The organism is Caballeronia hypogeia (assembly GCF_001544875.2).
Classification (GTDB): Bacteria; Pseudomonadota; Gammaproteobacteria; order Burkholderiales; family Burkholderiaceae; genus Caballeronia; species Caballeronia hypogeia.
On the sequence record NZ_FCOA02000013.1, the window covers coordinates 49311 to 64258 of the forward strand.

Here is a 14948-nt window from a genome sequence, read left to right on the forward strand (position 1 = left end):
TAAGTCTCGTTCAACCGAACGTGAACGCGTACGCTTCGACACCCGGGTCGAGAAATTCGATGGTGAAGGTGCGGTCCGCAACCGGACCCGATTGCCGCACGAGCTGGTAGAGCCGCTCTTCCTTCACCGTGCCGGTTCCGTCGGCCTGCACGTCGCTGCCGTGCGATGCGCCCGGCGCCGCTCCGTCGATGCTCACGCGAAAACGCACCGGCTTGCCATCCTTCGACGGCCCGAGCACGAGATGCAGATCGCGCGCATGAAAGCGATACACGATGCGCCCGTTCGAGCCTTCCAGCGTCGCATGCTCCGCGCCGACCTTCCACGCGCCGGCCAGGCCCCAGTCGTTGACATCGAGCGCCTTGGGCGCGCTGTAATCTTGGATACGGTCGGCTGCCTGCCCGCCCGGCGACATGAACTGCTCGGCGCGCTCATAGCCGATATACGTCTCGGGCGAGCGCATGTCCGCGTTGTCGGCCTGCATCATCGCGCCGTTGCCGGAGGCTTCGTCATTGCTCTTCGCGGTCATCGCCGTTGCGGGCGATGCGCCATGACCCGCTTCCGCGAGCAATTGCTGGATCACATGCTCGGAATGCGCGTAATCGCCTTCGCCGAAGTGGTGATAGCGGATATTGCCTTGTGCGTCGATGAAATAATGCGCCGGCCAATACTGATTGTTCAACGCGCGCCAGATTGCGTAGTTGTTATCGATCGCGACGGGATAGTCGATGCCGAGATCGTGAATCGCCTGCTTGACGTTGTCGACGTTGCGCTCGAATGCAAACTCCGGCGCGTGCACGCCGATCACGACGAGCCCCTGATCGCGATACTTCTGCGCCCAGCTCTTCAGATAGGGCAGCGTGCGCAGGCAGTTGATGCACGAATACGTCCATACATCGACCAGCACCACCTTGCCGCGCAATGCTTCCTTCGTGAGCGGCGGCGAGTTGAGCCACTGCACCGCGCCGTCGAGCGAAGGCAGCGTGCCTTCCACGGGCAGCGGCGCGGGATTAGCGGACCTGGGCGGCTCGGCGCTCGCGCGCATCATGGCCGGGCCGTCGTGGTTCGCGTTGGCGGACTTCATCATCGCGCCATTTTTATTGGAGAGCTTGTCGACGAGTTGCTGTTCGATGCCCGAGGTCGCCACCGTCGAGACGCGAGCGAGCACGCCGGTGTCGAGCCCGAGCGCGATCGCCACGACGCCAAGCAGCATCGCCGCGCCGATGCCGCGCCGGACCCATTCGCCTGCGCCGAGCGAGCGCTTCATTGCGGTGAACACGCGTCCGCCGATCAGCAGCGCGACCGCGAGCGAGGTCGCAGCGCCCGCCGCGTAGGCGAGCAGCAGGAAGGTCGTGCCGGCGCTCGCTCCGTTGAGCGCTGCGCCCGTCAGCACGAGACCGAGGATCGGTCCCGCGCAGGGCGCCCACAACAGGCCCGTCGCGATGCCGAGCACGAACGAGCCGCCCGCGCTCGGCTTGCCGTCACCGCGTTGTGCGAACGCGCTCAGCCGATTGCCGGCATTGACGAGCGGATGCATCACACGCTCGGCCAGGCTCGGCAGCAGCAGTGTGAGACCGAACACCGCGAGCAACGCGATGGCGGCCCAGCGGCCATACTGATTCGCCTGCGTGACCCAGCCGCCACCTACGGCCGCGAGCGTCGCGACCGCGGCGAAGGTCAGGCCCATTCCGGCGAGAAGCGGCAGTCCGCTCTTGACGAAGGGCTGGTCCGCACGCGAGAAAACGAAAGGAAGCACTGGCAGGATGCACGGACTGAGAATCGTCAGCGCGCCGCCGAGATAGGCAAGAACGATGAGCACCATGATCGTGTCGTCTGTTGAATGGTTGGAAACTCGCGACTTACGCCGCGCCGGGTGTGAAGTTCATCGCGATGCCGTTCATGCAATAGCGCAGGCCGGTGGGTTTCGGCCCGTCGTCGAAGACGTGTCCCAGATGACCGCCGCAGCGCCGGCAATGCACCTCCGTGCGTTCCATGCCGAACGAGCCATCCACACGAGTGCCGACCGCATGATCGAGTGGGGCCCAGAAGCTCGGCCAGCCGGTGTGGCTCTCGAACTTGGTGCGCGATGAAAACAGCGCGAGCTGGCATCCCGCGCAACTGAACGTGCCCGCGCGATGCTCGTCGTTCAGCGGGCTCGTGTAAGGGCGCTCGGTGCCTTCGCGGCGCAGCACGTCGTATTGCGCGGGCTTGAGCAGGCGGCGCCATTCGTCGTCGCTGTGAGCGACTTCGAACTGCTCTCGCGATAACGTTTGCGACGGCGCACCGGCAGCCAACGCGCGTAGGCGTGTGCTCATGGCGAACGCTGCGGCGGCGGCCGCGGCGCCGGTCAGAAGAAAGCGGCGGCGGGTTTGCATGATGCTTCCTCGTGGGCGAGTGGGTTAGCGGCATCGTAGTCGCGCGCCTATCCCCAAGTCCTCACCGAAAGTTAAATTAAATGTGATACTTGGCCCGCGCGCTTTTCTGCACAATGGAAAGGCGGCATGGTTGTCGCCTTTCTCTTCTCATTGCGCATCTTTCGTGCGCCCGTCCATAACATTCATTAATGGATCGACCGAAACGCATTCTGATCGTCGAGGACGACATGCACATCGCCGATGTGCTGAGTCTCAATCTGCGCGACGAGCGCTATGAGGTCGTGCACAGCGCCGATGGCGCGGAAGGCTTGCGCCTGCTGGAGCAGGGCGGCTGGGACGCGCTGATTCTCGACCTGATGCTGCCCGGCGTCGACGGGCTCGAAATCTGTCGCCGCGCGCGGGCGATGACGCGCTATACGCCCATCATCATCACGAGCGCGCGTTCCAGTGAGGTGCATCGCATTCTCGGGCTCGAACTCGGCGCGGACGACTACCTCGCCAAGCCGTTCTCCGTGCTGGAACTCGTCGCGCGCGTGAAGGCGCTGCTGCGGCGCGTGGATGCCGTCGCGAAGGACTCGCGGCTGGATGCGGGCAGCATCGAAGTGGCGGGGATAGCGATCGATCCGGTTGCGCGCGAGGCCTGGGTGGATGGCGCGCGCATCGAGCTCACGCCGCGAGAATTCGATCTGCTTTATCACTTCGCGCGTCATCCGGGCAAGGTGTTCTCGCGCATGGATCTGCTCAACGCCGTGTGGGGTTATCGTCACGAAGGTTATGAGCACACCGTCAATACGCATATCAACCGTCTGCGCGCGAAGATCGAGAAAGATGCCGCCGATCCGCAACGCATTCTCACCGTATGGGGTCACGGCTACAAGCTCGCGGCCGATGCGCCTTCACACGGAGGCGCCGCGCCGTGAAGCTCACGCTCTCGCAACGGCTCTTCGCCGTGTTCTGCGTCTTGCTGCTCGCGTGTTGCGGCGCGTCCGCGTGGTTGCAGATACGCGCGAGCGATCTGCGCGAAAAGGAGGTCATTCAGAGTCTGTCACGCGGGCTCGCGGCGCATATCGCGCATGACGGCACGCTCGCCGACGCCAGGGATATCGACGCACCGGCCGTGCGCCGTCTGTTCAGTCAACTGATGGTGGTGAACCCGAGCGTCGAGGTCTATCTGCTCGACGACACCGGTCGTATCCGCGCGGACGACGCGCCGCCGGGCCATCTGAAGCGCGAACGCGTGGACCTGGCGCCCGTCCGCGATTTCCTCAACGGCGATCCGCTGCCTATCCTGGGCGACGATCCGCGCAGCGACGACAAGCGCAAGGTCTTTAGCGCCGCGCCGCTCGCCGCGCCCGGCAAGCCGCCGTTCGGCTATGTCTATGTGGTGCTGCTCGGCGAAGAACACGATGCGCTGGCCGCGAAGGCTTCGGCGAGCGCGGTCTTGCGCACGACGCTCGCTTCGATGGCGCTGGTCACGTTGCTCGGGCTGGTGGCGGGCGTGGTCGCGTTCGGGCTCGTCACGCGACCGCTGCGCCGCCTGACCGATGCCATGCGAAAATTCGACGCGCGCGGCACGCCTGCCGAGCAACCCTTGCCGCCGCTGCCTTCGAGCGCAGGCGCTGACGCTCCGGCCAACGAACGCGACGAAATCGTCGTGCTGGAGCGCGCGTTCGCGCAGATGGCCGGGCGCATCGGCGAGCAATGGCGCGAGCTGGGACGTCAGGACCGCGAGCGCCGCGAAATGGTCGCCAATATCTCGCACGATCTGCGCACGCCGCTTTCGTCGCTGCACGGCTATCTGGAAACACTGTCGCTCAAGTCCGACACGCTGGCCGAGGCCGAACGCCGCCGGTATCTGTCGATCGCGCTCGCGCAAAGCGCGAAGGTCGGTCATCTCGCGCAATCGCTGTTCGAACTGGCGAAACTCGAACATGGCATGGTCGCGCCGGATACCGAGCCGTTCTCGCTCGCCGATCTCGTGCAGGACGTATTCGAGAAATTCGAATTGCCTGCGCAATCGCGCGGCGTGCGTCTTTCCGCGCAGATCGCGCCGCGTCTATCCGCGGTTATGGCGGACCTTGGCATGATCGAACGCGTACTCACGAATCTGCTCGACAACGCTATTCGCCATACGCCGGCGCAAGGCACGGTCGAAGTGACGCTCGAGAACGCGGGCGAGCGCGTCGAAGTCACAATCAGCGATACCGGCTCGGGCATCGCGCCCGCGCTGCGCGAGGCGCTGTTTCAACGGCCCTTCGCTTCGGGCGACGCACATCGTGGCGGCCTGGGCCTGCTTATCGTGCAGCGCATGCTGCAATTGCATGGCAGCCAGATCCGTCTCGTCGAGACGGACCGTGCGGGGACCACGTTCCGCTTCGATCTGCCGTCTGCCGTCGCTCAGACCGGCCTCGCTCGATGAACAAAAAAAAGCCCGGCAAATCTGCCGGGCTGAATGGGATGGTCATCGCCTGCGCCTGATACGCGCCGTTGGGATGCGCGTGTGGCGTTGCCCGGTCTGACCATCCGCGTGGACGTTCGGTTGTAACGATGCGCGATGACTCGTGCAAATAGCCCGGACGTCATCGTGCATGTGTTTCATGACACGTTTTAACCCTTCAGCCTTAAACCAATCTTAAGACCCATGGCAGGTGCAGCCAGCGTGCGATGAGCCCGGGGCGGGCGCCTTTCCCTCGGTCGCTGGCGAAAGCGTTCCTATCTTTTAAACATTGATTGAATGGACATCTTTAGTGATTGTTTCTTAATACGAAAACGTCATTGAAAAGCAATGCACTTTAAGCAAAATATGCCGACTGACAGTGGCGTGAAAGCTAGCTGCATCCTTAATGTGGAAACTTTCCTTGGTTTACCACGATATGTTTGCTAGCATGTAATCGGATCGCAGCCGCCGCAGGAGCTTTCGGTCAAAGGGCACGGCGCTGTGGCGTGGCATTCAATACGGCTCATCGAAGCCGAATAGAGACGGAGCGTGCGGGCCATAGCCTTGTACAGCCTCGCTGTTCGACCCCTGAGTATCGCAAGTTCACTGCTGCGCCGGCAACAGTGTGGTGTCGTGCGCGCATTTGCAGGCGCAGTCGCAAGCGTAACCGCAATATCAGGATAAGCACAGACGACTAACGCATTTCTTGTTTTCGATTCTCCGCATCTTTCTTTTCGAAGCGAGAAACTAAACATGCAATGCGATAAAACGCGTCGGGCGCAATAACTTCGTCCTATTGCCCGAACGTGACCGGTTTCGCGCATCGTGCACTTTCGCGCGACGCGCATTATCGGATTGGCGCGATGACGAATGTCGCGCATATCTCTTGGCGTTGCAGGTGATTTCCAGGCAATCGGTTACCGTCTTCGAAATTCGCATGACGGTGGGATGTCGCACGCATACGAACCGCGCGCAATGCGGGAGGAAACGTGGAAACGGAACTCAGTCAACGGCTTGCGAAAGTGTTATGGCGTTGTGCGTCGCACGGACAGGTTTTGACTTATCAGCGCTTTCACACGTTGTGCGAGAAGGGCGTGCCGCTGCCGCAGCGCTATGCCGCGCTCGAATCAGCAATCAAAACCCTGGGCAATGTAGCCGAGATCGATTATGGCGTGCTCATGGCGCTCGACAGCGGTTTGCCCGGCGCCGAATTCTTTCAACGCTATCTGCGTCATCGCCGCAACGAATACGTCTTGCAGATGGGCGATCCGAAATACCAGCGACAGACGCTCGCGCGCAAACGCACGCTCGTTGCGCGCGAACGCGACCGGGTCTATGCGCATGCGCGCGTGATCGAGGAAGAGCGCGCGCGACAGGCGGCCTAGTTCGCTTTCGGACTGGCTGGCGTCGGGTTCGCCTCGCTCGTCGCTTCGAGGCCCGCCTTGGCGAGCAGCCAGTCGCAGAAGCACTTCACTTTCTCGACATTGCGCTCATTGACGCGATAAGCCAGGAAGTGCGTCTCCCTTGCTAGCGGAGCGAACACACCAGCGCCCAGTTCGACCAGATCGCCGCGCGCGAGTTCGCGCTCGGCGAGTCGTGTCGTCTCCAGCGCGACGCCCATGCCGTCCACCGCCGCGGATATCGCGAGCGCCGCGCGGTCGAAGGAAGGTCGCGGCCCACGCGGCATTTCCAGGCCATTGAGCGCGAACCAGCCCGGCCACGTCACGCGACTCAGTTGCGATTCGATCAGCGTCAGGCTGCCAATCTGTTCCGCGGGCGGCACACTTTCGCGCAATAGCTGAGGCGAGCACATCGGAATGATGCGTTCTTCACCGAGCGCGCGCGTGACCACGCCGGGCCGTTCATGGGCGAATCCATACGAGACTGCGACATCGACTTCGCGCGCGCGGGCGAGGTCGGCAGGCTCGGCATCCGACGACAGACGGATCGTCACGTTCGGATACGCCTGCATGAACTCGGGCAATCGCGGCCCGAGCCATTTCGCTGCGAAGCTCGGCGCGCAATGCACCGCGAGCACTTGCGCCTGAGGCGCGAGCGTCACTTCGGCGCATGCGGCTTCGATTACATCGAACACGCGTCCAAGACTCTCATGGAGGCGCCGGCCTTCGGATGTCGTCTCCACGCGCCGGTTGCGTCGATGAAACAGCGGTCTGCCGAAGTACTGCTCCAGCTCCTTGACCTGGTGGCTGATAGCCGATTGCGTGAGATGCAACTCGCTCGCGGCGAGCGTGAAGCTTTCCAGACGCGCGGCGGCTTCGAATGCGCGCAAAAGGACGAAGTTGGGAATGCGCCTCATGGCATCCGTATCCAAAGAAGTGAACTCGTGTCCGAAGCCTGGCGACGTGGATCGGCAACGGATGAATCATCGCGACTCCGCGTGAGATGAAATGGAGACACGCGAGGCCGGCAGTATAGCTTGCGACGCGATTGACAAGGATGCGTAAAACGCTCTCGACGGATATCCGCCAAAACTTCCAATGCGCGAAAAAACAGACGAAAGCCTGCCGGCATTTTGTGGGTTGATCTAATCAATCATGCCATTCGACAAGCATTACATTTTGCCAACGAGTCATTCTTCTGTGAATGAGCGACGGCGAACACATGCCATGCACTTTGCGCCAATTGATAGCGGATTCAGGCATATTTGTCCTGACAGGCGCCGACCGGGGGACACGCTCAATATAATCGGCCCACACCTCGCGACCCTGCCGTGAGGAAGTCGGCGGCTAGTTTGACCAAGGCTCTTGCTATTGCGCCCGTCCTTCAAGCCCCGACATCGCGCGGGGCTTTTTCGCATCCAGGAACGTCGATTGCGCGCGCAAAACACCGCACTCGTTCTCGGCGCACGTTGACGACCAGATGGCAAGGCGAGACTGGACGCAGTACGTCTTCGCCAGTTGCGCGCCATTAAAGACGAGGAATAAATCTAATGAGACCGGTAGTGTTCGGGAACCGCCTGGGATGGCTGCATGCAGGAAAGGGCAAACGCGGTGTAGTGCTTTGCAATACGTATGGTCACGAATATGTGTGGACATATGGTGGCATGCGTCATCTCGCAGATGAACTTTCGGCGCGTGGCATCTGGGTATTGCGCTTCGATTATCGCGGTACGGGCGATTCGGCGGGTGCCGACCTCGCACCCGATCAGTTTCAATCTTCGGTCGACGATGTAGAAGAGGCGATCGACTGGTTCAGGACTTCGACGGGTATCGAGCACCTCACGTTGTGCGGCTTTCGTGTCGGCGCCGCATTCGCACTGGAGGCGGCCTTGCGTCGTCCCGTGGACGATCTCGTGCTGCTTGCCCCTGTCGCGAGCGGTCGCGTGTATATGCGCGAGCTGAGCATCGTGCGCAAGACCTGGCTCGAGGTTCTCGCGCCGCCCTTGCGCGAAATGCAGAGCGAAACGCCGCTGAACGTGCTGGGTCAGGTGTATGGCGACGAATTCAGACGTTCACTCGAATCCATCGACCTCGTGGCGAGCGTGAAAGGCGCGACGAACGCACCGGCGCGCCGCGCGCTGATCATGAACGCGAGAGCGGGCGGCAAGGATCCATTGCGCGACGCCCTCGCGGAAGCCGGTGTCGAGGCGGAAGCCCGTCCGTTCGAAGATTTGCTGGGATTCATTCAAGAGACCGCATTCAATGTCCTGCCGCTCGCGGCCTTCGACGAGGCTGTGCAATGGATGACGGCCGGCGCTGCGCGGCAAACGCTGGAAGCGGCCGCGATCGAGTCCAATGACTGGTCCGCGCTGCAAGTCGAAACGCCCGAGGCGATCGAGCGTCCCGTGCGCGTCGGCGAAGAAGGGCTATTCGGTGTTCTGTGCGAACCGCGCACGGGCTCGCCACGCGGCGCGATCTTCCTGATTGCGAATACATCCGCGAGCGCGCGCATGGGCGATAGCAGGCTTTCCGTGCGCATCGCACGCGAGCTCGCTCGTCGTGGCATTGCATCGCTGCGCTTCGACGCACGCGGCCGCGGCGATAGCCCGGCGGCGCCTGGCGAGGTGCAATCGGACACGGCTTTCGGCCGCATCTACGCGTCGGTCGCAACGGACGATACGGCGATCGCCGCGCGCTGGCTCGCGCGCCAAGGGTACAAGTCGATTTTCTCGTTCGGCGTATGCTCCGGCGCGTATCACGCGCTCAAGGCGGCGCTTGTCGAGGACGCCATCACGGGCGTCATCACGGTCAATCTGCCGACCTTCAAGAAACCGGCGGACGTGGCGCCCGACGGGCTGCGACAGGCAACGCGCAATTCCATGGCGGGTTATGCGTTATCCATGCTCGATCCGAAGAAATGGAAAGCGATCCTGCGCGGAGAAAAGCAGCTGACGCGCGTACTGCGCTTCGTGCTCGGTTACATGATGACGCGCGTGCGTTCGCGCGTGGTCGATGTACTGAGGCTCGACCGTCTGAGTCAGACGACGGTGGAACTCGCGACCGAGCCGGGCCCGATCATTCGTGCGCTCGCTGCGAAGCGCGTGAAGACCGTCCTCGTCTATGGCGCATACGACGCCGGCATGGATCTGATCGCCGCGCACTTCGGCAAGCAGGGCGCCCGCCTTTCCCGCTTTCAGGACGTGCGGATGGCGATCTTTCCGAACGTGGATCATTCACTGTTCATGTCGGCCGCGTCTGCGCAAGTGATTGCGTTGTGCGAAAGCGTGACCAAGGAGATGAGTCCGCCTGTCGCGGACCCGGCGTTTCCGGGCCGGGAATCGGTTGCCCTCTGATGCAGACTGAGCGCGGCGCGTTTCGGCGCGCCGCGGTTTCCCTTTGCGCAGGCATCGCGTGAGCGAGCTTGCCGCGTCTTGAGTATCCTTCGACGTTGGAACCCGCCCCATGCGGGCGGTGTCCCATCGTGAATCCATGTCAGCGGCCAGGATCAGCGCGAGGCGCGCCGCACGGGCCGCATCACATCAACGCACAGGAGTCTGACGATGTCGATTGAAAAGGTTCTATATCGTGCCCATGCCCATGTCACCGGCGGGCGCGATGGGCGCGCGACCGTGCCGGAAAGCAATCTCGACCTCAAGCTGACGACCCCGAAGGAACTGGGTGGCGGCGGTGGCGACGGCACTAATCCGGAGCAACTTTTTGCCGCAGGTTATAGCGCGTGCTTCATCGGCGCGATCAAGTTCGTCGCAGCGCGCGACAAGATCACGCTGCCGAAAGACGTGGCGGTCGATGGCAGCGTGGGTATCGGGCAGATCCCGAACGGCTTCGGCATCGAAGTCGAATTGAAGATATCACTGCCGGGCATGGATCGCGCAGACGCACAGGCTTTGGTCGACAAGGCGCATATCGTATGCCCGTATTCGAATGCGACCCGCAATAACATCGATGTCAAGCTGACGCTTGCGTAAGCTTTGTCGATCGTTCGAGCATCCTTCACGGATGCTCGAACATTCTGCACCAACTGTTCACCACGTCTGACGCATCACCATCAGACGCGCTTCAGTCATATCTTCTATTGCATAGCGAATGCCCTCGCGGCCCAGGCCAGAGTCCTTCACGCCGCCATACGGCATGTTATCGACACGGAACGAGGGCACGTCGTTGATCACCACGCCGCCGACTTCGAGTCGATCCCATGCCTGATGCGCATGCGCAAGCGAATCTGTGAAAATGCCCGCCTGCAGGCCGAAATCGCTGTCGTTCACGATATCGAGCGCTTTACCGAAATCGTCAAATTGCTCGAGTATCGCGACCGGTCCGAACGCTTCCTTGCGATAGAGATCGGTTTGCCGTCCGACGTTCTCCAGCAGCGTCGCTTCGAACATCGCGCCTTTGACCTTGCCGCCCGCGATGATTTTCGCGCCGGCTTTAACGGCGTTTTCCATCCAGCCCGCAAGCCGCCTGGTTTCCGACTCGGAGATCATCGGCCCGACGAACGTCTTTTCGTCCTTCGGGTCGCCCATCTGCAAGGAGTTCGTCTTCGCAATCAGCCTTTCGCGCAAGCGCTCGTAGAGGGACTCATGTACGAGAATCCGCTGCACGCCGATGCAGCTTTGCCCCGATTGATAGAACGCGCCGAATGCGAGCCGGTCGACGACGTAGTCGAGCTTACCGGCCTGATCGCTGTCGACGATGGCCGCAGCATTGCCGCCGAGTTCCAGAATCACTTTCTTCTTGCCCGCTTTCGCTTTCAGATCCCAGCCGACTGCGGGCGAGCCTGTGAATGACAGGAGCTTGAAACGCTCGTCGGTGGTGAAGAGATCGGCGCCGTCGCGATGCGCAGGCAGGATGGAGAACGCACCTTTGGGCAGATCGGTCTCGGCGAGCACCTCTCCTATGATCAGCGCACCGATCGGTGTGCGGCTCGCGGGTTTCATGACGAACGGCACCCCCGCTGCAATCGCGGGCGCCACCTTGTGCGCGGCGAGATTCAAAGGGAAATTGAAAGGCGAGATGAAGGAACACGGGCCGATCGGCACGCGCTTCACATAACCGTGATATCCCTTCGCGCGCGGCGAGATTTCCAGATTCAGGATTTCGCCGTCGATACGCACGGATTCCTCTGCCGCAACCTTGAATGTATCGATCAGGCGCGTCACTTCTCCGCGCGAATCGTTGATTGGCTTGCCTGCTTCGATGCATAGCGCCATGGCCATCTCATCGGCGCGCTCGCGGAAACGCTTCACGCAATGCTCGAGCACTGCCTGCCGCTTGAATGGCGCAAAGGCACGCATTTCGGGCATCACCGCGACGGCCAGACCGATAGCCTCGTCGATAGCCTTTGCATCTGCGAGTGCGACGCGGGTCGCAACTTCACCGCTGAATTTATCGGTCACCTCGAGTTCGGTATTGGCCGCAACGGGCTCGTTGGCGAGATAGTAAGGGTAGGTCGCTTTCAACATGTCACGCTCTCCCGTATGGATGCGTTGTCGATACTAATGAGATTAACGCTGAAATGAAGCGCGTGCCGATAAAGGTGTTCGGGAATGGGATAGCATGCGATTGAAATCGAACGAGGCGCGTCCATGCGCTTCATGTCTGACCATGCGGAGGATCTGATGCTGACGTCCGGAATCGATCATGTCGGTCTCACCGTGCGCGACCTCGCGGCAACGCGCGACTTCTTCGTCGAGTGTCTTGGCTGGCGAATCGTCGGCGAGCGGCCGGACTATCCGGCCGTATTCGTATCCGATGACAAACTGATGGTCACGCTATGGCAAGTCAAGGATGTCGCGTCGACGATCGCATTCGACCGGCGCAAGAACATTGGCTTGCATCATCTTGCGTTGCGAGTGACGGACGAAACGGCGCTCACGACGATTCTGGAGCGCGTTTCAGCATGGCCGGGAGTCAGTGTGGAGTTTGCGCCGGAGCAGCTAGGCGCGGGGCCGAAGCGCCATATGATGATCTATGAGCCGGGCGGAATTCGAATCGAATTCGATTTTGATCCACGACTCTGACATTGCCCCCACGCACGGATTAGCGCCTGCCGGCCTGCAATGTTATGGGAGTCAAAAGGTTCTCGCTTCGGGGTATGGCGCAAAGCACAACGGCGGAGCTATCGATAAGCTCCGCCGTTGACCGATGCTCCTCAGCGAATCAGTTCAGGCAATCAAAAAGGGAGTGCGGTCTTGGACTGAAGCAAGCCAGCCCGGTGCACGGCCACGGCCACTCCAGGTTGCGCCGGATTGCGGATCGCGATACAGCGCGGGCTGACGTCCGCGTGGCTGACCCTTGCCCTTACGTTTGTTTGCGCCGCCTGCCTTTGTTTTGGCTGTGCTCTTCTCGCCACCTGCGCCCACGGCAAACTTGCTACGGTCTTTGGCTTTCGCAATCCAGGCGGGTGCGCGGCCACGGCCACTCCATGTTGCACCGGTCTTCGGGTCTTGATATGCGACGGTACCTTGCTTGTGCACGGAGGCCGAGGCCGAGCGTCCCGCTTTTCTTCGCGAGCCGCTGAAATTCTCGATGTCCGAAACGGTAATCCCATAACGCGACATCAAATCTCGAATCTTTTGCAGCGCACTTTCCGACTGAGTCGCGATGAGCGCGTCGGCTTTCGCTTGAAGTGCTTCTATACGTGCCTGAATACTTTCGAGCGTGGACATGGCTAACCTCTAAAGATTGTTTATTGCACTATGCCACGCATGGCAATAAATCGCTAGAGGAGTATTCGTGGAATTGCGTCGCAATGAAAGCTTAAAGGGAGATTAAAAGGACTACTTTGAAGCGTTATGAGGCAGGGCGCACACTTCGGTATCTCAATGCTTCGAAGCGAAAGAGAAAGACACTGAAAGCGTACTCCACGTTATCTCCACTTCTTCGCCCCGGCTGAGCATCGCGCGATTCATTTTGGCAAGCGGTCAGTGCGCGGGGATTGTTTCGATGAGTCTGCAGTGCCGCGTTCTTCGTCCGATGTTTGTTCACCAGTGATGATGCATCAAATCATCAATCATCATTTTACATGAGTCCTCCACGAGCCTATCTTGCCGGAAAAGCACACTAAAACGCATCCGGCGAGCGCCGGAAATGCGCCATATCGTCCTTGAGACTAGAGACATCGTGGTTACATCGACAGCGGTTGAAAGTTCTGGGACACGCCGTACCGGTCTTTCCGTACGACTATCCGGCAATCATCTCGATGAGCATTGCGTTCTTCCTCATGTGGCTCGGTTCGGTAACGGATCGCCGGGCGCAGGCCAATGAAGAACGCGAGAAATTTCACGATCAGTTCGTGCCGGCATCGGCCTCTCGGGCGCGGTGAGTCATTGATCCCCGAATGGGAGACGTCATGTCGAAAGTCCAGCATCAGATCATGCCGGGCGGTCCGGTTCATAAACACCGCAAGCCCTTGCACTTCAAGGCGCGAGACAACGGACTCGGCTTTTCGCCGATCACGATTGCGCTTCACTGGATCATCGCGTTGCTCGTGCTGCCGATCCTTGCGATGAAATTCCTCGCGCTCGCCGAGCCCGCATGGAATCCAGAGCGCGCGCTCACTCTATGAGCGGCGATATTGTTTCCGCTTTCGATCTATCGATTCTGGGCGCGCGTCACTTCCTGGCATCCACTGCCGGTGGGCACGCCGAATCCGGTGGAGCTGATCGTCAGCCGCTCGGTGGCGGTGGCACTCGCATTGGCGATGGTCCTGCTGCCCATCGCCGCGTGGCTCGCGAAATCGAGTGCGGGAGTTGCAATCGGATTGCCGGGTGGAGTCGTCCTGCCCGCGATCATGCCAGCGCATTCCGGCGCCGCGCATATCTTCGACGTGCTGTATGACATTGGCGCCGGCGCATTTCTCGGCGGACTGGCGTTGCATGTCTTCGGGGCCTGCAAGAATCATTTCGTGTTGAAGAACGATTCCCTGAAACGAATGCTCGGCAAGCATGTGGAGCTCTGAATCATGAATGCACTCCAATCGAATCAGAAAGCAAACAGCGTAGCGGCGCTTTGCGGAGTGAGATATCCCATCTTTCTTGCTGGCATGGCCGCCATTTCCGGACCGAAGCTGGTCGCCGCCGTCGCCAATGCAGGCGGCATGGGAATGTTGGGCGGTCTGAGGCTGCCCCCGCTTGCGCTGCGCCGCTGGATCGCTGAAACGAGAGCTTTGACCGAAAATCCATTCGGTGTGAACCTCGTACCGTCCTTTGGCGGTCCGGATGTGTTCGAAGCACAATTCCAGGCCGTCTTGCAGGAAAGGCCGCAAATGCTTTCGCTCTTTTATGCGGAAGCTTATCCCGACATGATCGGGCGCGCCAAAGATGCAGGCATGACGGTGATGGTGCAGGTCGGGTCGGTCGAACTGGCGAAGCAGGCGATAGCCAACGGCGCGGATATCATCACCGCGCAAGGCAGCGAAAGCGGCGGCCATTTGAATCGCGGCACCATTGGGTTGTTTTCGTTGTTGCCTGCGCTTCTGGAGATCGCAGGCGACCGGCCGGTTCTGGCCGCCGGCGGAATCACGAACAGGCATGACGTCGCAACCGTCATGGGTATGGGCGCTTCTGGCGTGCTGTGGGCACGGCGTTCGTGGCATGCGAGGAATCCAACGCGCATCCGCTGTACAAGCAGAAGATAGTCGAGGCAACGGTCGACGATACCGAGTACCGAACAGGTTATTCGTTCGGCTGGAAATACGGCACACCGCATCGGGTCATGCCA

Annotated in this window: 15 protein-coding genes; 10 read left to right on the forward strand and 5 right to left on the reverse strand. The window is 61.0% G+C overall.

Features of this window, described 5'->3' with window-relative positions:
- Positions 1-10: 10 nt before the first annotated feature.
- On the reverse strand, positions 11-1819 hold the full coding sequence (locus AWB79_RS19755; protein ID WP_061169131.1) for a cytochrome c biogenesis protein DipZ: 1809 nt from the start codon (positions 1817-1819) through the stop codon (positions 11-13).
- A 37-nt stretch (positions 1820-1856) separates the two neighbouring features.
- Positions 1857-2372 (reverse strand): peptide-methionine (R)-S-oxide reductase MsrB, encoded by a 516-nt coding sequence (msrB, locus tag AWB79_RS19760; RefSeq protein ID WP_061169132.1) that lies wholly within the window; start codon positions 2370-2372, stop codon positions 1857-1859.
- 188 nt (positions 2373-2560) lie between these two features.
- Here msrB and AWB79_RS19765 point away from each other — a divergent pair, with 188 nt between their 5' ends.
- The 3 genes from AWB79_RS19765 to AWB79_RS19775 all read left to right on the forward strand — a co-directional run bounded on the left by AWB79_RS19765 (position 2561) and on the right by AWB79_RS19775 (position 6194).
- Entirely contained in the window at positions 2561-3292 is a 732-nt protein-coding gene (locus AWB79_RS19765) for a response regulator transcription factor (protein WP_061169133.1), read from the forward strand.
- Positions 3289-4791 carry a sensor histidine kinase gene (locus AWB79_RS19770; RefSeq protein ID WP_061169134.1) on the forward strand — a complete coding sequence of 501 codons (1503 nt, stop codon included), beginning with the start codon at positions 3289-3291 and terminating at the stop codon, positions 4789-4791. The genes AWB79_RS19765 and AWB79_RS19770 overlap by 4 nt, the downstream gene beginning before the upstream one ends.
- A gap of 1073 nt (positions 4792-5864) precedes the next feature.
- Positions 5865-6194, forward strand: a complete 330-nt coding sequence (locus AWB79_RS19775) for a hypothetical protein (RefSeq protein WP_232470936.1) — start codon at positions 5865-5867, stop codon at positions 6192-6194.
- Here the strand turns inward: AWB79_RS19775 and AWB79_RS19780 are convergent.
- Entirely contained in the window at positions 6191-7126 is a 936-nt protein-coding gene (locus AWB79_RS19780; protein ID WP_061169136.1) for a LysR substrate-binding domain-containing protein, read from the reverse strand. The two genes, AWB79_RS19775 and AWB79_RS19780, sit on opposite strands and share 4 nt — an antisense overlap.
- A 747-nt stretch (positions 7127-7873) precedes the next feature.
- On the opposite strand from AWB79_RS19780, the gene AWB79_RS19785 reads away from it, so the two are divergent.
- Positions 7874-9562: an alpha/beta fold hydrolase gene (locus AWB79_RS19785; RefSeq protein ID WP_061169137.1), complete on the forward strand. Its 1689-nt coding sequence runs from the start codon at positions 7874-7876 to the stop codon at positions 9560-9562.
- A gap of 207 nt (positions 9563-9769) precedes the next feature.
- Positions 9770-10195, forward strand: a complete 426-nt coding sequence (locus AWB79_RS19790) for an organic hydroperoxide resistance protein (RefSeq protein WP_061169138.1) — start codon at positions 9770-9772, stop codon at positions 10193-10195.
- A 57-nt stretch (positions 10196-10252) separates the two neighbouring features.
- Here AWB79_RS19790 and AWB79_RS19795 read toward each other — a convergent pair whose 3' ends face one another.
- Entirely contained in the window at positions 10253-11689 is a 1437-nt protein-coding gene (locus AWB79_RS19795; protein ID WP_061169139.1) for an aldehyde dehydrogenase family protein, read from the reverse strand.
- A 132-nt stretch (positions 11690-11821) separates the two neighbouring features.
- Here AWB79_RS19795 and AWB79_RS19800 point away from each other — a divergent pair, with 132 nt between their 5' ends.
- Positions 11822-12247, forward strand: coding sequence for a VOC family protein (locus AWB79_RS19800; RefSeq protein ID WP_061169242.1), 426 nt, complete (start codon positions 11822-11824; stop codon positions 12245-12247).
- A gap of 144 nt (positions 12248-12391) precedes the next feature.
- Here AWB79_RS19800 and AWB79_RS38350 read toward each other — a convergent pair whose 3' ends face one another.
- Positions 12392-12895 carry an H-NS family nucleoid-associated regulatory protein gene (locus AWB79_RS38350; protein WP_074169398.1) on the reverse strand — a complete coding sequence of 168 codons (504 nt, stop codon included), beginning with the start codon at positions 12893-12895 and terminating at the stop codon, positions 12392-12394.
- A gap of 473 nt (positions 12896-13368) precedes the next feature.
- Between AWB79_RS38350 and AWB79_RS19805 the strand changes: the two genes are divergently transcribed.
- Genes AWB79_RS19805 through AWB79_RS19815 form a run of 4 tightly spaced genes read left to right on the forward strand, consistent with a single transcriptional unit; the run spans position 13369 to position 14865 of the window.
- Positions 13369-13551 (forward strand): hypothetical protein, encoded by a 183-nt coding sequence (locus AWB79_RS19805; protein WP_061169140.1) that lies wholly within the window; start codon positions 13369-13371, stop codon positions 13549-13551.
- 27 nt (positions 13552-13578) lie between these two features.
- Complete coding sequence (locus AWB79_RS40955; RefSeq protein ID WP_332459667.1) at positions 13579-13794, forward strand: hypothetical protein; 216 nt, start codon at positions 13579-13581, stop codon at positions 13792-13794.
- A 9-nt stretch (positions 13795-13803) separates the two neighbouring features.
- On the forward strand, positions 13804-14187 hold the full coding sequence (locus AWB79_RS19810) for a cytochrome b (protein ID WP_332459668.1): 384 nt from the start codon (positions 13804-13806) through the stop codon (positions 14185-14187).
- Positions 14188-14190: 3 nt separating this feature from the next.
- Positions 14191-14865: a nitronate monooxygenase gene (locus tag AWB79_RS19815; RefSeq protein WP_232470937.1), complete on the forward strand. Its 675-nt coding sequence runs from the start codon at positions 14191-14193 to the stop codon at positions 14863-14865.
- Positions 14866-14948: the final 83 nt, after the last annotated feature.